The organism is Hungatella sp. SB206 (assembly GCF_051132295.1).
In the GTDB taxonomy this organism is placed as follows: Bacteria; Bacillota; Clostridia; order Lachnospirales; family Lachnospiraceae; genus Hungatella; species Hungatella effluvii.
In genome coordinates this window covers 3,744,425-3,762,693 of sequence record NZ_CP096603.1, presented here as the reverse complement: position 1 = coordinate 3,762,693, position 18,269 = coordinate 3,744,425, and the positions used below count along the sequence as shown (strand labels likewise).

Annotated in this window: 22 protein-coding genes; 2 read left to right on the top strand and 20 right to left on the bottom strand. The window is 49.4% G+C overall.

Features of this window, described 5'->3' with window-relative positions; all coding sequences use genetic code 11:
• Window positions 1-3 precede the first annotated feature (3 nt).
• Window positions 4-813: a M23 family metallopeptidase gene (locus M1L66_RS16490; protein WP_002604148.1), complete on the bottom strand. Its 810-nt coding sequence runs from the start codon at window positions 811-813 to the stop codon at window positions 4-6.
• Between the two features lie 51 nt (window positions 814-864).
• On the opposite strand from M1L66_RS16490, the gene M1L66_RS16485 reads away from it, so the two are divergent.
• Window positions 865-1,791: a nucleoside recognition protein gene (locus M1L66_RS16485; protein ID WP_434687142.1), complete on the top strand. Its 927-nt coding sequence runs from the start codon at window positions 865-867 to the stop codon at window positions 1,789-1,791.
• Here the strand turns inward: M1L66_RS16485 and M1L66_RS16480 are convergent.
• From M1L66_RS16480 to M1L66_RS16415, 14 genes are all read right to left on the bottom strand, one after another.
• Window positions 1,748-2,329 (bottom strand): hypothetical protein, encoded by a 582-nt coding sequence (locus M1L66_RS16480; RefSeq protein ID WP_002604150.1) that lies wholly within the window; start codon window positions 2,327-2,329, stop codon window positions 1,748-1,750. The genes M1L66_RS16485 and M1L66_RS16480 overlap by 44 nt on opposite strands.
• Window positions 2,330-2,360: 31 nt before the next feature.
• On the bottom strand, window positions 2,361-2,846 hold the full coding sequence (gene coaD, locus M1L66_RS16475; protein ID WP_002604151.1) for a pantetheine-phosphate adenylyltransferase: 486 nt from the start codon (window positions 2,844-2,846) through the stop codon (window positions 2,361-2,363).
• Window positions 2,843-3,406 (bottom strand): 16S rRNA (guanine(966)-N(2))-methyltransferase RsmD, encoded by a 564-nt coding sequence (rsmD, locus tag M1L66_RS16470; protein ID WP_187022079.1) that lies wholly within the window; start codon window positions 3,404-3,406, stop codon window positions 2,843-2,845. The genes coaD and rsmD overlap by 4 nt, the downstream gene beginning before the upstream one ends.
• 129 nt (window positions 3,407-3,535) lie before the next feature.
• Window positions 3,536-3,742: an alpha/beta-type small acid-soluble spore protein gene (locus tag M1L66_RS16465; RefSeq protein WP_002604153.1), complete on the bottom strand. Its 207-nt coding sequence runs from the start codon at window positions 3,740-3,742 to the stop codon at window positions 3,536-3,538.
• A 129-nt stretch (window positions 3,743-3,871) separates the two neighbouring features.
• A complete protein-coding gene (locus M1L66_RS16460) occupies window positions 3,872-5,257 on the bottom strand; it encodes a MerR family transcriptional regulator (protein ID WP_187022080.1) in 1,386 nt (461 codons plus the stop codon).
• Between the two features lie 92 nt (window positions 5,258-5,349).
• Entirely contained in the window at window positions 5,350-5,610 is a 261-nt protein-coding gene (locus M1L66_RS16455; RefSeq protein ID WP_187022081.1) for a hypothetical protein, read from the bottom strand.
• Between the two features lie 13 nt (window positions 5,611-5,623).
• Window positions 5,624-6,247 (bottom strand): uridine kinase, encoded by a 624-nt coding sequence (gene udk / locus M1L66_RS16450; protein WP_187022082.1) that lies wholly within the window; start codon window positions 6,245-6,247, stop codon window positions 5,624-5,626.
• A gap of 4 nt (window positions 6,248-6,251) precedes the next feature.
• Window positions 6,252-7,226, bottom strand: a complete 975-nt coding sequence (locus M1L66_RS16445; protein WP_434687137.1) for a sodium:solute symporter — start codon at window positions 7,224-7,226, stop codon at window positions 6,252-6,254.
• Complete coding sequence (locus M1L66_RS16440) at window positions 7,213-8,346, bottom strand: DUF58 domain-containing protein (RefSeq protein WP_187022084.1); 1,134 nt, start codon at window positions 8,344-8,346, stop codon at window positions 7,213-7,215. The genes M1L66_RS16445 and M1L66_RS16440 overlap by 14 nt, the downstream gene beginning before the upstream one ends.
• Window positions 8,347-9,285 carry an AAA family ATPase gene (locus M1L66_RS16435; RefSeq protein WP_434687135.1) on the bottom strand — a complete coding sequence of 313 codons (939 nt, stop codon included), beginning with the start codon at window positions 9,283-9,285 and terminating at the stop codon, window positions 8,347-8,349.
• A gap of 127 nt (window positions 9,286-9,412) precedes the next feature.
• Window positions 9,413-10,105, bottom strand: a complete 693-nt coding sequence (locus M1L66_RS16430) for a DUF975 family protein (protein ID WP_434687133.1) — start codon at window positions 10,103-10,105, stop codon at window positions 9,413-9,415.
• Window positions 10,106-10,221: 116 nt separating this feature from the next.
• Entirely contained in the window at window positions 10,222-12,273 is a 2,052-nt protein-coding gene (gene recG, locus M1L66_RS16425; RefSeq protein WP_434687131.1) for an ATP-dependent DNA helicase RecG, read from the bottom strand.
• A 72-nt stretch (window positions 12,274-12,345) separates the two neighbouring features.
• Window positions 12,346-14,016, bottom strand: coding sequence for a DAK2 domain-containing protein (locus M1L66_RS16420; protein ID WP_187022088.1), 1,671 nt, complete (start codon window positions 14,014-14,016; stop codon window positions 12,346-12,348).
• A 14-nt stretch (window positions 14,017-14,030) separates the two neighbouring features.
• Window positions 14,031-14,387: an Asp23/Gls24 family envelope stress response protein gene (locus M1L66_RS16415; RefSeq protein WP_002604164.1), complete on the bottom strand. Its 357-nt coding sequence runs from the start codon at window positions 14,385-14,387 to the stop codon at window positions 14,031-14,033.
• A gap of 166 nt (window positions 14,388-14,553) precedes the next feature.
• Here M1L66_RS16415 and rpmB point away from each other — a divergent pair, with 166 nt between their 5' ends.
• The gene (gene rpmB / locus M1L66_RS16410; RefSeq protein WP_002604165.1) at window positions 14,554-14,739 is read left to right on the top strand and encodes a 50S ribosomal protein L28; all 186 of its coding nucleotides are present in this window, start codon (window positions 14,554-14,556) and stop codon (window positions 14,737-14,739) included.
• 144 nt (window positions 14,740-14,883) lie between these two features.
• On the opposite strand, the gene M1L66_RS16405 is transcribed toward rpmB, so the two are convergent.
• From M1L66_RS16405 to M1L66_RS16385, 5 genes are read right to left on the bottom strand one after another with little or no spacing between them, the layout of a single operon-like run.
• Entirely contained in the window at window positions 14,884-15,021 is a 138-nt protein-coding gene (locus M1L66_RS16405) for a hypothetical protein (protein ID WP_002604166.1), read from the bottom strand.
• 56 nt (window positions 15,022-15,077) lie between these two features.
• Window positions 15,078-15,482, bottom strand: coding sequence for a GerW family sporulation protein (locus M1L66_RS16400; RefSeq protein WP_002604167.1), 405 nt, complete (start codon window positions 15,480-15,482; stop codon window positions 15,078-15,080).
• A 16-nt stretch (window positions 15,483-15,498) separates the two neighbouring features.
• The gene (locus M1L66_RS16395; RefSeq protein ID WP_434687127.1) at window positions 15,499-16,545 is read right to left on the bottom strand and encodes a DUF2953 domain-containing protein; all 1,047 of its coding nucleotides are present in this window, start codon (window positions 16,543-16,545) and stop codon (window positions 15,499-15,501) included.
• A gap of 7 nt (window positions 16,546-16,552) precedes the next feature.
• Window positions 16,553-16,948, bottom strand: a complete 396-nt coding sequence (locus M1L66_RS16390; protein WP_187022090.1) for a hypothetical protein — start codon at window positions 16,946-16,948, stop codon at window positions 16,553-16,555.
• Entirely contained in the window at window positions 16,929-18,269 is a 1,341-nt protein-coding gene (locus M1L66_RS16385) for a hypothetical protein (protein WP_434687124.1), read from the bottom strand. The genes M1L66_RS16390 and M1L66_RS16385 overlap by 20 nt, the downstream gene beginning before the upstream one ends.

Here is an 18,269-nt window from a genome sequence, read left to right as displayed (position 1 = left end):
ATACTAATAGGAATATTTCAACCGGTATTTCTGCAGATATTTTAATACCCAGTAGGGATTTAAGCTCATTTCGTCTTCATGGTCCGTCTTCATATAGATCCCGACATGAAGATGAACTTCAAAATTACCGGTGGTCCCTTCCACCGTGCTGTACCCGGTGTCACCCATAAAGCCCAGCAGCTCTCCGGCCTTTACGGCATCGCCCTCCTGCCACTGCCGGCTGTAGCCGTACAAATGGGCGTAATAGAGATAAGCGCCGCCGGGAGCGCGGATTCCGATCCGCCATCCGCCTTTCTCCAGCCACCCCACCTTTTCCACAACCCCATCCGACATGGAGACAACGGGATAATATCCCCGGGGCCGCTCTGTCCCCATGATGTCACAGCCCTCGTGGCCGCGCTCTCCGCCGTACGTGCGCTTATCCATCCAGCCGTTTTCAAAGGTGACGGGGGGAGATGCGGCGTTCGTATTTTCCGGGATGGGAAAGAACTTTAAATCGCCGAGGACGGTCTCATACGCCTGTTTCAGCTTCCGGTATTCCGCCGGTTTCACGGCCAGCAGGCGGTCTGTATGGCAGGCGGTATCCTTGACATCGGTCAGATCGTAATTGTGCTCGATCATCAGGGAAGTGAGCAGATCGTAATCGAGGGGACCGGATTCTGCGATCAGGTTACCCAGCCTCATACTGCGGAAATCATCGCTCTCACAGGTATAGGCGTCCAGCTGGTAATAGGTAGGATTGTTGTAAAGGTAATCGATCATGGTCACATGAAAGAAGGAAAGAAGCAGGATTAAAAGAAGAATCATCATCATATCGATACGGCCTCATCATATATTTGTATAAAACAATCTATTCAGGTGCTCATGAAAAAATCCTTCTTCCGCTTCTGTTCCGTTGCGGTGCTCTGCGTTCTTCTGTTAAGTCCGGCGGCCGCGACTCAGGGGGCAAAAAACGGACTGGTTCTGTGGGCCACGGTAGTTCTCCCCACACTCCTGCCGTTCATGATCTGTTCCAACGTCATCGTCGCACTGGACGCGATCCATATTCTTACATTTCCCTTCCGCGGGTTCCTTCGTAATTTTTTAAAGCTTTCGGACGCAGGAAGCTACATTCTCGTCTCCGGCCTCCTCTGCGGCTATCCCATGGGAGCCAGAAACTGCAGCGATTTTCTCGATGGGGAACGGATCACGAAGGCGGAAGCGAGATACTTATTAAGCTTCTGCAACCATCCCAGTCCCATGTTTCTGCTGGGCTACGCGGCTTCAGAGCTGCCGGGTGCCGTACCGGTGTGGATGCTTATGGCCGCTGTTTATTTGCCGGTGGTCTTAATCGCCTGGCTGTCCCGGAAGCTCTATGGGATCCATACTGTCTCTCCGTCGCTTCCATATTCCAGGGAGGCACAGCTGACCTTCGATGAAAGTTTGATGGATTCCTGCGAGGTCATGGTGAAAATCGGCGGCTATATCATGCTGTTTTCGATTCTTGTCTTTTATATTACGGAACTCCCGTTACATAATCCGGCCGGAAAAGCGGCACTGCTTGGTTTTGTGGAGATCACAACGGGAATCCGCGCCATCTCCAGTTCGATTCCGTCCATGGCGGGGGGCATGTGGATCGCCGCCGCTACCGCCTTCGGCGGGCTGTCCGGAATCTTTCAGACAAAGAGTGTCATAAAAAATGCCGGATTATCCATCCGGCACTATGTAGCATGGAAAGCGGTTCACAGTCTGCTTTCTGCGGCAATCTTTATTCTATTGGCATGCTGCCGTCAGCTTCCGTGGGCGGCATAACCGCGCCGGTCAGCTCCTGACGGTTGGAGGAGACAATATCATAGCTGGACTGCATGGAAGTCATAAAGGCATCAAATCTGCCCTGTGCTCCTTCCATGGAGTGGCTGATGATGGTCTGAAGGCTCTTTAACATATCGTCCGTGTACTGGACGGCGCTCTGGCGGATATCGTTGGCGTCGGAAACGGCCTTCTCGACGATGTCCTGGGCCTGTAAATTCGCCTGATTGATGATCTCATTGGCCTGGGCGTATGCCTTCTGCATGATCTCATGCTCGTTAACCAGTTCATCCGTATGGGCGGATGCCTGGGCGAGTATGGAATCTGCCTGCTGATGAGCCTCGTTTAAGATCACGTCGCGGTTGCTGATGATCTTCTGATACTGTTTGATCTCATCCGGAATCCGAAGGCGCAGCTCCACAAGAAGCTCTTCCAGTTCGTCACGGTTTACGACGATCTTACTGTTGGAAAGCGGCTGGTACTTACAACCATCGATATATTCTTCAATTTCACCAATTAACTGTTCAATTCTACTCATCATAATGCGTCTCTCTCCTTACCCGTTTTTCTATCTATTTTCTATCTGCCATCTTCCTCCTGATGCATTCTGCCACACTGGCAGGAACGAATGCACTGATGTCTCCGTCATAGAACGCGATTTCCTTGACGATACTGGAGCTCAAATAGGAGTATTTTAAATTCGTTGTCAAAAATATGGTATCCACTTCCGGCGCGATAACCCGGTTGGTCTGTGCTAGCTGAAGCTCGTACTCAAAATCAGTGACGGCACGGAGTCCGCGGACTACGACATCAGCCTGATTCGCACGCACAAAATCAATCAAAAGCCCTGCAAAAGCTTTCACTTCCACATTGCCTAAATCTTTCGTTATTTCCTTTAACATATTAACACGTTCTTGGACAGAAAACAACGGAGTTTTTGAATTATTATTCAAAACTCCGATAATTAACTGATCGGACATCCGGGCCGAACGCTCGATGATATCGAGATGGCCCAGCGTCACCGGATCGAAGCTTCCCGGATATACGGCCGTTTTCATAAAACCACTCCTTTTGCTATAAAAACATGTTTATTCGTCTTATAGATCTTTTCTCTGCGGCATTCGTACCCCAAGGATTCCAGATATTCGAAGCCGGTGTTTAAATCCGCTTCCACAATTAGGAGCGTGTCCTCTGAAATAAGCGGGGAAGATGCCAGATACTCTAGAACCTGGCGTTCGGATTCCTTCCCGTAGGGAGGGTCCATGAAGACGAAATCAAAGACGTAATCCTTACCCTCCAGGCGGCGCAGGCCGGTGAGAACGTCACAGTTCATGACAACGGACTCTTCCGTAAACTTCGTGGTCTGTAAGTTCTCCCTGATGCATTCCGCGGCCTTTGGATTCATCTCGATAAAGACTGCCCTGTCGGCTCCGCGGCTTAAGGCCTCGATGCCGATGCCGCCGCTTCCGGAAAAGAGATCGAGAAAGGTGGTGCCCGGCAGATCCGGATTTAAAATGTTGAATAAAGTCTCCTTGATGCGGTCTGTGGTGGGTCTCGTATCCTGACCCTCTATGGTTTTTAAAAGAAGCCTTCTGGCTTTTCCTGCTATTACTCTCATGAAATGGTGTCCCTCATTCTTCTGGTGTTATGTACCATTATAGTATGAAAACGGAAGATATACAACCCAATTACAGTAAAAAAGAACCTTCAGTTTTAAACTGAAGGCTCTTCCTTATTGTTTCTTGGCTTATTTACCAGCCATCTGTCTTTCCTGAGCTTCGATCATTTTCTTAACCATATAGCCACCAACAGAACCGTTCTGTGCAGAGGTTAAGTTTCCGTTGTAACCGTTAGTTAACGGAACACCGATCTCGTTTGCAACTTCCATTTTGAATCTGTCCATTGCTTCTCTTGCTTCTGGTACGTTTGTTGTGTTAGAAGATTTTCCTGACATATTGATATGCCTCCTTTTCGTCTATCACCATGCTTTTGTTTTGTGTTTTTCATGGTGTGTTTTGTGCTACACTCCTATTATGGCTCTGAAGGAGAATAATACACTAGAAGGTTTTTCCAAAATTTTATGTCATAGAATACTTGTCATGTACCATATGGAAAGGAGAACTGCTGCCGCCAAATATCCGTCCACGAGACGATAACTGCGTTTTCTTTCTTTTTCGATTTCATGAAAAGCCTTTTGATTCAGAATTGTAGCCCCTTCTGCGGGAGGTGCTGAAATGAACCATGCTTTAACCCATTCCTGGCCCCAGTCGACTTTTTTGCCGGATGCGCGGCTTACTGCGTAAAGAAGAATCAGAATTAAAAGTATGGCGAGAAGCAGCCATGGAAGCAGTTCCATAACAGGCAAATATGCTCTCGTCCCCAAAAATTCCGGCAGGACATTGGGAAAACGAAACTCCAGCATGGTCAGTATACCATCGCTGACAGCTTCAAAAAACACCGGTACCATACAGACCGCCAGGGAATCTGTAAACTCATATAGAAGACCCAGGCAGACTCCAATCAACAGGTATCCGGGAGCTGTGTAAGGATTGAGACATGTCAGGGCATACAACAGGGCACTCAGAACCAGAGCGGAAACCACACTTTTCTGTTTAAAGGTATCGTAAAACAGGATACAGGCAATCATGCTGTAAAACATATTCCTGAAAAGCAGAATCAGAAAAAGCCAGACGTAACCCGCGCCAGTAACGGAGCGCGCCATGAGTGCAGGGTTAGGAAGGACAGCCATAGTGACTGCGATGCTGCCGTTTTCAATGATATAAAATAAGACGCCGATAACGGCTGAAGCCAGGTAAATGCCAGATGAAATATGCGTAAAGTGGATATGTCTCCTCAAGATAACCTTATTTTTTCTGCCCCAGTGAACCCACGCCGCAGTATATCCGATTACAGCGGCTGGAATCATTGCCATCCACTGTGGCTTTGGCAGAGAAAAGTAGAGCATATTGCAGAAAATTACCGTCACAAAAGAAAACAACAATGCCTTTATCATCTGCCTGTTTAGATTTCTTACTTCATGGACAACTTCCATACTCCAATAGTCTTTGGTTATATCGGTGAACTGATACCCTGATTTTTCATAAGCGTCGATTTGTTTTAATGCTTTTTCTATGTCCGGTGCTTTTCCCTCTAAATCCTGTTTCCTGAGTCCCTCGCAAACCTCCTTTATTTTTGCCATTCTTACCATCTCCCTTTCTGTGTTGGAAATACATTGTTCCATGCAGCTTTCCAGGGACAGAGTACGGCCTTCCATACTCCTGATATCTTCGATGGATACATTCAGCTTCCGGTAAAGCCTGATCTGATGCAGCGTCTTCACGTCATCCGCAGAATATTCCCGGTACTGGTTCTCCGGATTCCGGCACGGCGCGATTAACCCCTCTCTTTCATAAAAACGGATATTCTGACGCGTAATGCCTGTAAGTTGTTCCACATCTTTGATCGTCATCCTGCTCCGCCTCCTTTCAGTCTCAGAGTAAGGGGTATACAGGGTATAATGTCAAGGCTTAAATGAAATTTTTGAAAAAATTCCGACCTCGTTTACCGTTTCCCACCGGTCAATACGGTCTTCACGAGATATTCTGCCCTCTCATACTCTTTTTTTTCAACATAAAGGTAATACTGTCTTAAGACGGATTCATCCATAAATGCAGTTCCCAGCGTCCGGCGGCCACGTCTTCCGCAGTCAGGCACGGTTTTCCAGTCATACGGGATCTGATTCTCAGCCAGAATATCCTTTACACGGTTAAAATCATTCAGTGAAAATGTAACCAGAACTTCTTTTTTCTGCCAGAAAAACATGGTTTGTGTCCTCCTATTGATTCAATGGTTCTCCCAGTATTTTTTCGATCGAGGTCTTTACCAGCTGGAAGGCCACTTCGTTCATTCCGCTGTTGATGATGATGTCCGCCAGCGGTTTGGTAGGTTCTACATATAAGTAATGCATGGGCTTGACGGTTGTCAGATACTGTTCCACCACGCCCTCGATATCCCGTCCGCGCTCCTTGACATCCCGGATCACCCGCCGCAGAATCCGTTCATCCGCGTCCGCCTCCACAAATATCTTGATGTCAAACATATCGCGGAGCCGCTGGTCGGCAAATACCAGAATTCCCTCCACCAGGATTACCCTTTTGGGAAGGACTGTGAGAAACTGATCCGACCGGTTGTGCTGGGAATAATCGTATACGGGACATTCAATGGCCTTGCCGCCCCGCAGTCTGGACAGCTGATCCAGGAGAAGCTCCGTCTCAAACGCCTCCGGATGATCGTAATTCATTTTTTTCCGCTCCTCAAAGGGAATGCCATCCTGCTTTTTATAGTAATTATCGTGATAAAGGACGGCGATATCATCGTGAAACGCATCCTTTAACCGGTTGGTAAATGTGGATTTCCCTGATCCGGTCCCCCCTGCGATTCCAATTAATATGCTCTTCATAGATTTATTCCTCCCGTGTTTTTTTGTATTTACTCTCTGTATTCTTTTGATTCGATCTGCGAATCTCATTCAAACGCTCCAAATCCTCTTTGGTGCATCCATTTCCATAACGCGCCTTCTCGTATACCTGATCGTAGATCCCGCAGAGGGAAGGCTCCTCCGGGAATCCGCTTTTATGTTCCAGTTCTTCCGGCGTTTCCGTCCGTGAAATCCGGCTTCTAACCTTAAGCCGTCGCAAAATTTCTTTTTTATACGCCCTGCGGATTCTTCCCTCAATGGTAAAATCTCTCCACAGAGGCGTTCCCTTCGCCTGTCCGGTATGGATCCTGCTGAAAACAACGGCCGGTTTCATGAATTCCTTTTCATCTCCGTCTTCTCTCGGCTTCAATAGACGGATCAGCAGGAAAAACAGCTGTCTGAGCAAATATACAGCGAGAAGTACTATGAAAACGACGGCAGCGGCTGTGAGAGCCGCATCCAGGATTTTTGCGATGAGCGAAGGCGCCGCCGCCTCTTCTCCCAGCTCCGGAGGGATAAAGCTCCCGGAAGGCATGGATTCCACTGGCTCGTTTACGGCTTCCGGAAGAAAACTGGCCAGAAAGCGAAGAATGGCGGTCAGGACAGACTTTAACCCGTTCACCAGCCAGTTCAGGTGAAGAAGGGAGAACACGGCCATGAAAGCTCCCGTTACAGCCAGAAACACGGCCATGTACACTCCATTTACCAGCTTCATCTGCGATTTCGGAATCTGATCCGTCGCCGGATGCATGCTCAGAAAACTGTCGCAGGAATGGAGCTGCAGATGAAGCAGATAGAAAAGGATTACCAGATATAATCCCGCATACCCTGCTGTCATGAGCCGTGAACTGGGAATGAAGTATCCGGCAATGTAGAGGAAAACAGACACGCCGGCCAAAATTATATGGATTCCGCTTAAATCGGCGGTAATCCAGCGGTTGATCCATTTAAATCTTGTCATAAGGCACCTCCCACTTCATCGTCAGAGCAGCCGGACAGAGGGAAAATACTGCCTCGTCTTCCGGCCGCAGCGGTGCGATCCATAAAGATCCCGGACTATAGCGGCAGAATTCCTGGTATGCCGTCTGAAGCTCCGGCCGTTTGCAGGATGAGATCATGATGTATAGACAGTCTTCCGCCTTCTTTTCCAGACTTCCTTCCCTCATCAGTGTCTCGAAGGGAGTCAGGGAAATGTCATAGCGGAGACGGCTGAGCGCCTCCATGCACCGGGTGACGTGGCTCGCTCCTGCTCCGGCGGGGACGAAGGAGGGCTCTTCGGCCGCCGCGTCGATGCCGTTGCTGAAAAATCCAGTTGGAATTCCCGCGGAGACAAAGGAGTCGATGAAAGAACCGCAGATCGAGATGGCCTCCTCCCGGAGCGCCTCCGACGCCCACGGATAGTCCGAATCCATATTCAGAAAGAGGAAGATATTCTGGGAGGCCGTGGACTCATGTACGTTGACCTTTAAAGCTCCGGTTCGGGCCGTGGCCTTCCAGTTGACACTGCGCATGGAGTCGTAGGTCTGATACTCCCGGATTCCCTTCAGTTCAAAGGGATCGGTAACCAGTCTGCTTCTCGATAGGCAGGTGCCCATCATCTTCTGAAATGGAACATTCAGACGGCCGCAGTCCGCAGCCGCCGGATAGACGTATAAATGAGAATCCAGGGACAGAGTCTCAATGAAATGGCCGGAAAAGAACAGATCATGGCTGACCAGATCCAGACTCTTTATTTCGTAATATCCGCGTTTGCGGCAGTGGAACCGCAGCTTTCTCGTGATCTTCTGATAAGGAAAGACGGAGAAGACGTCGTTGCGGTACGTATAGTCGGAGACAGCGGAGTTCTCCCCCGTGACGAATTCCAGTTCTCTGCCGATGCGGAATTTGACCCGCAGAATCGAGAGCGGAAGAAACTTCGCATTGACAACGGTCTCCAGTAGATACGCCTCGCCGCCGCAAACCGCGGGATTTCCCTGAAACGCAGCGTCCGCAGTCAGCCCCTTCTTCCAGAACCGCTCGTACAAGACGCGCTGAAGGACATAGAGAAAGCCGGCCCCAAGGGCCATCAGGATCAGTTCCATTTATGTATTCCACTCCTCTGTAGGCACAAAGACGGTATTTAAGAGCTGTTCGATAATCTGGCGGCCCGTACTTCTTCCGGTCAGCGTTCTGGCGAGAACCAGCCTGTGAGCCAGGACGGGAACGGCCAGCGCCTTGATATCCTCGGGAACCACGTAGTCCCGTCCCTTCACCAGGGCATAGGCCCGGGCTGCCCGGTAAAAGGCCAGGCTGCCGCGGGGACTGACGCCCCCTTCCACTTCGCTGTGCTTCCTGGTGGCGAGAACCAGTTCGACGAGATAATCCATCAGATGGGGATGGACGTATACCGCCTCCGCTTCCTTCATCAGGTTTAAAAGCGCCTCCCGGCCACATACGGCGGTCAGGCTGTCATAGGGATTCTCTTTGCCGAAGCGTTCAAGGATCTGCCGCTCCTCCACCGCGTCCGGAAGTCCCATGGGGATCTGCATCAGAAAACGGTCCAGCTGGGCCTCGGGGAGCGGATACGTCCCCGCCGTCTCGATGGGATTCTGAGTCGCAATAACGAAAAACGGTTCTTCCAGCTTCTTCGTTTCCCCGTCGATGGTCACCTGGTGCTCTTCCATACACTCCAGCAGGCTGGACTGTGTCCTGGGCGTGGCCCGGTTGATCTCATCCGCCAGAAGCAGATTGGTAAACACCGGACCGCCGCGAAAGACGAACTCTCCGGCCTTCTGATTGTAATAGTTGAGCCCGGTTATGTCAGACGGCAGCAGGTCCGGTGTGAACTGGACCCTCGAAAAGGACAGCTCCATACTCTTTGCCAGAGACTTTGCCAGCATGGTCTTGCCGGTTCCGGGAACATCCTCCAAAAGTACGTGGCCTCCTGCCAGAATCGCAGAGAGAAGTAAGTCCGTCACCTCTTCTTTTCCCACCAGTACCCGTCCTATATTTGCCTTGATTGCTTCGATCACTTCTTTCATTCCAGTGCCTCCTGCCATAATATGGAAATTATAACCTTTCCTGCTATTTTATCAAATTAACCGCAGGCATACAAGAAGAACCGCCTCTTTCTGGATAAAGAGGCGGTCATTTTTCCTGGTTATTCAGTTAAATTATGGTATCTGCATTCTCATAGACCACGGAAACCGGCTTTAAATGGTTGTAGTAATTGGCAAATGTAACCGTCATATACGGATATACATAGATATACGCCAGACCGCAGGTAACGCCGCCGAGCAGCATCCAGAAGAAGAAAGAGAACTCCAGGATAAAGTATTCCATCTTGTGGCCGGCCATCATCTCCTTGCTCTCGTGGATACACTGCATAATTCCTTTATTGGGATCCTCAACCATGATGAAGATGGCCTGGGAATAACGGTACGCTGCAATGATACCCGGTATTACAAGCAGTATACACCAAAGCAGGACAAAAACCGATATCATAAGCGTCAGCCCTATGGCTTTCAGCAGATAACGAACCGAAGAAAACAAATCTCCATAAGACATGGACCCATCCCGGTTTGCCACTTTCAGGCAGTAGCTGCTGTATCCAAACTGTAAAACCGTGCTGATCACTAAGTAAATGATAAAAAATACGAGAGAAGAAACAATATACGTGCTGGTTTCCCCTGTGTTGGCGGAAGATCCCGTGCTAATGATATTGCCCCAGAAATCGAGAATAAACTGAACACCGGAAAGAATCATAACGACCACTCCCATGATGAGCGTAACCACATAGGGGTTGACAGCTGCCTCCCGCATCTTATTTTTAGCATCAAATTTTAATTCCTGCCTGTTCATACATGCCCTCCTTATATGTCGCTGAACTGTTATATTTTTAACAGCATAAGTCTATCACGCCGACCTGTTAATTTCAACCATTTTCTGAAAATGTGCTTAATTTGAAAGTAATACGGTTACAGATTTAGCTTGTCATAACTTTTTTCCAAATACAGATTGAGTTTTTTACCAAGTTCGGCGTGATCCTCTGAGATGAGCTCCGGATCCTCATCCAACAGCCGGTTGACCTCCTCAGACACCGTCTTTAAGATATTGGCATCGGTAAAGATGTCGGCCAGTTTAAATTCCAGATCACCGCTCTGTCTGAGCCCGAAGATGTCTCCCGGGCCGCGCAGCTTTAAATCCTCGGAGGCAATGAAGAAGCCATCGTTGGATTTGCTCAGGATCGTCAGACGTTCCCTGGTTCCATCCTGACCGGTGCCGTCCACCAGGATGCAGTAGGACTGGTGCTTTCCACGGCCGACACGGCCCCGCAGCTGATGAAGCTGGGCCAGTCCGAAGCGCTCCGCATTTTCAACCATCATAACGGTGGCATTGGGAACGTTGACGCCTACTTCCACGACGGTGGTGGAGACGAGAACCTTGATCTCCCCGGCGGCAAACCGTTCCATGACCGCATTTTTCTCTTTCGCCTTCATCTTACCGTGGAGATATTCCACCGGAATCCCCGGCAGCGCGCTCTGGAGTTTCTTCGCATAATCCAGAACATTCTCCGCCTCGATCATCTCACTGGCCTCCACCATGGGGCAGATCACGTACGCCTGACGCCCGGCGGCCACCTCCCCTTTGATAAAGGAATACGCCGTGTTCCGGTAACTGGTGTCCACAACACAATTCTTGATAGGGAGCCGGTTGGCCGGCAGTTCATCGATGATGGAAATATCGAGGTCGCCGTAAATGATTATGGCCAGTGTTCTGGGGATCGGCGTCGCACTCATAACAAGAACGTGAGGCTCGTCCCCTTTGCCGCCCAGCATCTCGCGCTGGCTGACACCGAACCGGTGCTGCTCATCGGTAATGACGAGGGCCAGCTTGTCGTATACCACCTTCTCCTGTATGAGCGCATGGGTTCCGATAATGATATCGGCTTCGTGGGAGGCGATTTTCCCGTAGGCGGTCCGCTTCTCCTTTGCCGTCATGGAACCGGTTACCAGCACCACCTGTTTGTCAATGCCATTTTCCTCGAACAGGGAGAGCATGGACTCGTAGTGCTGTCTGGCAAGAACCTCAGTCGGCACCATGAGCGCGCCCTGATATCCGTTGTAAGCCGCCTCCAGCAGGGCGAGGACGGCGATAATGGTCTTTCCGGAGCCGACATCACCCTGTATTAACCGGTTCATCACCTTTCCGCTCGTCATATCGCGAAACACCTCCGTAAGCACCTTGCTCTGCGCGCCCGTCAGCGCATAGGGAAGATTTTTCACGAGGCTGATCACTTCATCGGAGGGCGTCATCCGAAAGTGGCTTTCCCGGTCCACACGCCTGTCCTTTAAACGGCGTACAGCCATGAGAAACAGGAAGAATTCGTCGAAAACGAGCCGTTTCCTGGCGAAGAGCAGTTCCGTCCGGTCTGTGGGGAAATGAATATGTTCGATAGCAAAATTATATTCCGCCAGTTCATGGCGGATCCGCAGATCTAAGGGCATGTAATCGCGGACCATCTGTCTCACCGACAGGGCCTGCTTCACTGCCCGCACAATGGTCTTGTTGGGAAGCCCCTTTGTCTGTCCGTAGATGGGCTGCATGGAGTGGATAACCTCCCCGTAGGCATCGCCCAGAAATATCTCCGGCTGTTCCATCGTAAGGCGTCCGTTTTTCTTAACCACCCGTCCGCGGAACACGGCGCGCATACCGGCCTTTAAAGTGGCGTGCAGATAAGGCATGTTGTACCAGGTAAGGGTCAGGGAACCCGTAATGTCCCTGATCATGGTGGTAATCACCTGAATATGGCTGTAACGCTTCACTTCGGCGCTTTTAAACAGCACTCCGGAGACTGCCATCACGGTATCCGGCTTCAGTTCTCCGACAGAGACCGGTTCCTCGTAGGCATCATAGGCCCGCGGATAGTATTCCAGCAGTTCATCCACGGTTCCGATTCCCAGCTTCCCAAACAGTTTTCCGGTCTTCTCACCAATGCCTTTTAAGGTATCCAAAGGTTGTTGATTCATGTTTCTTTCACCTTTCCCAAAAAAGTTCCCGGGCAGATTGTCTGCCCGGGAGCTGTTCCTGTTTCTTCTGTTCTACTCTACGGATATCAGATAATAGTAGATTGGCTGGCCGCCCGGATGGAGCTCTACTTCACAGTCGCCGAACGACTCCTCTGCCTTCTCACGAAGCGTCTCCGCGTCTTCCTCCGACACGTCCGCGCCGTAATAGATGGTAATCAGCTCAGATTCTTCATCCACCATGGATTTGAGGGATTCCAGCGCCGTATGCTCGATGGCTTTCCCCACCGCCAGGATTCCGTGGTCTCCGAGAGCCATGATGTCGCCCTCGTTGATCTCAATGTTATCGATCATGGTGTTGCGCACCGCATAAGTAATCTGTCCGGTTTTGACGCGCTGCATCTCCTCGGTCATTACTTTCTCATTCTCTTCTGCTGATAAATCCGGTGCGAAATTGATCAGAGCTGTAATTCCCTGAGGGATCGTTCTGGACGGAATTACGATGACATGCTTATCCTTTGTAAGCTTCTTGGCCTGTTCTGCCGCAAGTATGATGTTCTTGTTGTTCGGAAGAATATAAACCGTATCGGCATTGACACGGTCGATGGCGTTTAACATATCTTCGGTGCTTGGGTTCATGGTCTGGCCGCCCTGAATCAGGTAATCGGCTCCAATTCCCTTAAAGATCTCGTCGAGCCCCTCGCCGACGGATACGGAGATGAAGCCGTAAGGCTTTCTCGGTCCTGCGTTCTTCTCTTCATCCGCTTTCTGCTGAGCGGCCAGCTTTTCCGAATCCTTAATCAGTTTTTCCTGATGCTCTTCCCTCATGTTGTCGATCTTCATACGTGACAGGGAGCCAAAGGTCAGTGCCTTCTGAATCGCGAGTCCAGGATCGTTGGTATGGACGTGAACCTTGACGATATCGTCATCTGAAACGACAACGATGGAATCGCCGATGGATTCTAAATATCCCTTAAATTCATGTTCGCTCTTCTCATCGTAAGGCTTCTCCAGATTCACGATAAATTCCGTACAGTAACCGAACTTGATATCGAAATCATCGGTTACCGCAGCACCGCCTGATACGCTTCCGGCGCTCGCTGCACCTTCCACGGATAAATCCAGTTCCTTGCCCATCAGGCAGTCGAGAGCGCTCTTTACGACCTGCATAAGGCCCTGTCCGCCGGAATCGACGACACCGGCCTGTTTCAGCACGGGAAGCATCTCCGGAGTCTGGCTCAGCACATAATCGCCGTGTTCGATAACCTTCTGACAAAATTCGATGATATCTTCCGTCTCTGTCACCAGTTCCACAGCCTTGTCCGCCATTCCCTTGGCAACCGTCAGGATCGTTCCCTCTTTCGGCTTCATAACGGCCTTGTAAGCCGTCTCTGTCGCTCTGACGAAGGAATTCGCAAGAGTCGTCGTCGTGATCTTATCCACCGTCTTTATTTCTTTTGTAAAGCCTCTGAAAAGCTGGGAAAGAATAACGCCGGAATTGCCGCGGGCGCCTCTTAACGAGCCGGAAGAAATGGCCTTTGCCAGAGATTCCATGTCCGGATGTTCGATGGCCGCCACTTCCCTTGCCGCCGACATGATGGTCATCGTCATATTCGTACCCGTATCCCCGTCCGGAACCGGGAACACGTTGAGTTCATTGATCCATTCCTTCTTAGCTTCCAATCCTTTTGCACCGGCCAGAAATGCTTTCTTCAGCATCTCTCCGTCTATATACTTCATACCCACAGGTAGTTTCCTCCTTAATCTATCACTCTTACACCTTCAACGAAGATGTTGATCTTATCTACCGTCATGCCGGTGAACTCTTCTACTTTGTACTTCACATTTTCGATCAGATTGTCAGCTACCGCCGAAATGCTGATTCCATATGCTACGATGACATGGAAGTCGATGGTGATATGGTTGTCCTGTATATTCACGTTAATTCCGTGCGTCAGACTTTCGCGTTTTAAAAGCTTAACAAGGCCGTCCTTCATGCTGACAGCCGCCATGCCGACAATACCGAAACATTCTACTGCAGTAGTGCCCGCGTACATAGCGATAACATCAGGGCCAATCTGGATTTCACCCAGTTTATTATTGATGTAACCCTTCATAATTTTTACCTCCTATCATTCTGACTGATTTGATTATACATTATTTTCCCAAAAAAAGAAACAAATTTTTAAATTTCACTTGCAAAAGTATGCAATTTCTGTTATCATACATTTGTTGTGGATTTTTATAACAGAAAATCCAAGTAGCGTTTAAGGAGGTGCAATCATGGCTAAATGTGCAATCTGTGAAAAAGCTGCTCACTTTGGTAATGCGGTGAGCCATTCCCATAGAAGATCTAACAAGATGTGGAAAGCAAACGTAAAGTCCGTTAAAGTTAAAGTTAACGGAGGCAATAAGAAGATGTACGTATGTACTTCCTGCTTAAGATCTGGTTTAGTTGAGAGAGCTTAATCATTTAGGAAAACTCCAGGCTGATAATAGCCTGGAGCTTTTTTTGTTTTGCCGGAAAATGCTCCTGCTGAAGCAGTTTTAGAACTCTTTATTTTAACTGGAAACGGGTATCAGCGCATCTCTCCCGTTTCCAACAAACACTCTCTACCAACAGAATAAGTTGTATCCCAGTACCATACAGGCGATGATGAACAATATCGTCATGATTGTTGCCGGGATAAAAAGCAGAATTGCCATTCCTGCGCCAAAGCAGAACAGCATCAGACCACATACTCTCTTCATATAATCCCTCAATCCATTTACATGCTATATGATATAGTATGCGGCTTATCCTCTTCTTATTCAGTTTTTTCCTCGTCTGCCGCAGCCATCTCTTCCGCTACCTTTAATGCTTCAGGGGAAACATCTTGGGAACCCCCTGTAAACTTATTGACAAAATCAGGCACCATGTCCAGGATCTTCGTCATGGCATCCTGCTGTTTGATGTTGACCAGCTTCGTCACGCCGTTCTGAATAATTAAAATGGCGCTGGGGCTCATCTTGGCATTCATACCGCCTGCGCCCTTCTGCTTTGCGCTTTCAGCAAATGAGCCGGCAGCCATGCCGCAGGTCACATCAACCAGAGGAAGAATGATGGTATCGTCCACCTTTACTGCCTCTCCCACTACGGTTTTTGTCGTTACAAAGGTATCCATACCCTTGAACAGAGCCTCCACTGTAGATGTAAAATAATTATCTGCCATCTGATCTGTTCCTCCTTTAACGAAGCCATTTTCTTAACAGGCCTCTGAAATTCTTATCGAGCAGCATCCTTCCCGCAATGAGAAGCAGTGTGCCGGCCCGGATTCTTCCTTTAAAATGTCCCTCCGCCGTAAATACCTGTCTGTCAAATACCGGGTAAATGTCAAACTGCTTATGGCAGAACGGGTAAACCGCGCTGACCGCAGTTAAAACCTGACCGGTCGTATAGGGATCGTCGAAGCCGAATACCACTTCGCCCTTTCCTTTTTTGGGAAGGAGGTGGCGGACCAGTTTCTTTAACTGCCTCAGAAGAAGGCGGATTGTCTTTCGGTTATTCTCATTGGAAATCCAGGATTGAATCTCTTCTTTTTTCTCTTTTATGGTTTTTAGTTTATCACAGATCCCCTCGAAAGAATACTTAAGTTTTGCGAAAATTGACGAAAGCCTGTCGGCTGCCGCCTGGGCCTTTCCGCCGCTTGTCTTTTTACTTTCATGTTCCTTGTCGGAACTATTCTGATCTGAACCTTCCTGCACTGAACCATTCTGATTTGAATTACCCTGACCTGGCTCTTCATTCAGCCGTGACGATTTCTGCGGCTCTATTTTCTGCGGCTCGTTGCGCTTTTCTTCTGAATTTGTGCGCTCGCTGTCAGAAGCAGTGCCTTCGGGAAGTTTTCCTTCTTCCGTGAGCCGTTTTTTCCCGGAGCGTTCCACATCCTTCAGGATATCGCCGGAGAATTCTTCCGCATCCTCGTCAGTCACTTCCATGGCGTGGACCAGCATCTCTTCCGCATCCTCTCTGCTCTCTTCCACGGGTTTGAAGAGCCGGAAGCCGAACAGCCGGATGAGAATGGAGAACTCGTCCTCATAAGCTGCCGTTACAGAGACAATATGTAGCAGCCATGTGACCCGGACTTTCCCTTTCAGCCGTTCGTAATAAGAGCCTTCGATCCGGTATCTGACCGGTACGAAGAGAATCAGAAGAAGCACGCCGAGAACAAGTCCCAGCAGAATCAGGACCAGAATTCCCAGCAGTTTTAAAATAAATAATATGATAGGAAGCATGGACACCTCACATCTCGCCGGCTTCTGGAACATGTTCAGACATGTTTCGGGCCTGATTGTCGCGGCCGCCCGTACACGGAGCGTGCGAGTGACCGTTTATATAACCGGTCAAATCGAAGCCGCCGGTATTCCGGTACAGTTCATCTATAATCTGCCTTGTCACCTCCAGGGCCTCCCAGTAGTCGGCAGCAATTCCGATGATGAAGAACTCCTCATCCCTGTACCACGGAGCCGAAAGCTCCATGGCCGGATAGATATCAAGTACATTATTCCCACTTAATGAGGGTGTAATCACATAAGCCCCTGAAATCAGGCGGGAATTTCTGATTGCCTGAATGATTTGATACCGTTTCTTTTTCGCTTTGTCACCCACATATAAGTGGTCATACCAGCTTATCTTCATATTCCATCAGCTCTTCCAATAATTCCTTGCAGGTTTCTTTTTCCGCCTCGTCCCCGCAGCTTTCCAGGCTCCCTCTGATGTAGGATTTGATCTCATCAATTGAATTAAAGTACACCGGAAGGTCCGAGAGCACTTTCGCCATAATGGCGCGCATGACTGGTCTGGAGGTGCCGGAAAATACGGTTTCCAGCTGACCAAAATACGCTTCTGCGGTTTTTTCCAGGTACGCCCTGTCTACCAGCTCCTGCGAGCCGTCCTCTTCTTCGCCGCTTTCTGCGGTGACCTTCTTTAAATCCATAAAGGAACTTCCGGAAAGGAGAAGATCAACGTTGCCGGCTCTCACATAATCGGGATCGGCGAGCAGCTCCGGTGTCTCCGGCGGAAATTCCGAACGGAGATATCTCTCATAATAGGCTTCCTGACGCCCTTCCAGCTGTGTAAGAAGCGCCGTGAAGGACTCTTCCGCTTCTCCGCCGCCATTTTTCGTTAAGCCATTTAACACTCCGGTGATGATGGAATGATAGAGCTTCTCCTCGCTGACATCGATTACTGCGTCGCTCTTAGCGAGAGAAAGAACGTATAAGTCATTGATAATTTCCTGCAGGCTTACGAAGCATTCTGCTTCTTCATTCAGCTCTGCACTCACACCCATAAGCTTCGCCTGGGCTTCCGAAAACGCCTCCGGTGAAAGGCTGCGGTAATCCATATGGCCGAACTGCTTAAGTGTCTCATATAAGGATCTGCGTCCCTCCGCCATCCCTTCCGGAAGGAATGCCATGGATTCGGTCTTAAGCGTATACATCATGTCATTTAAGCTGTCCACAGGAGAACCGGTATAAACCGAGAGTCCCTCCAGCACGAGGCTGTAGAATTTCTGCTTTGTCAGACGAACAGGGAGCTGGCCGATGATCTGGCGGATGCGCCCGTTCATAACGGCAGATTCCTTGGTATTCGTGATAAATGCCATCAGCATATCCGTAAAGGTCTCGTCGTTGTAGCCGGTTTCCGGCAGAGTCTTATAGGATCTCTCCAGCCGGTTTAACACATATTCGTAAATCTGAAAGCAGTCTGTGTAAGCCGTCAGAATCTCCACCTCACGGGTAACCTCTTCCCGGAGCTGGTCCAGCCGGTTAAGGATCTCTTTCCCCTCCAGATACGCTCCAATGAGCTCATTGAGGGTCAGAAGAAACGTGCCGCCTTTTCCGGGAAGCTCCGGTTCCTCTGTCAGGGTTTCGTATAAAGTATAGTAATTGAGTGCCAGCCTCGTATAAGAATATTGATACGCCGCTGTCATCTGTTTTTTTATGAAACGGGTTTCCAA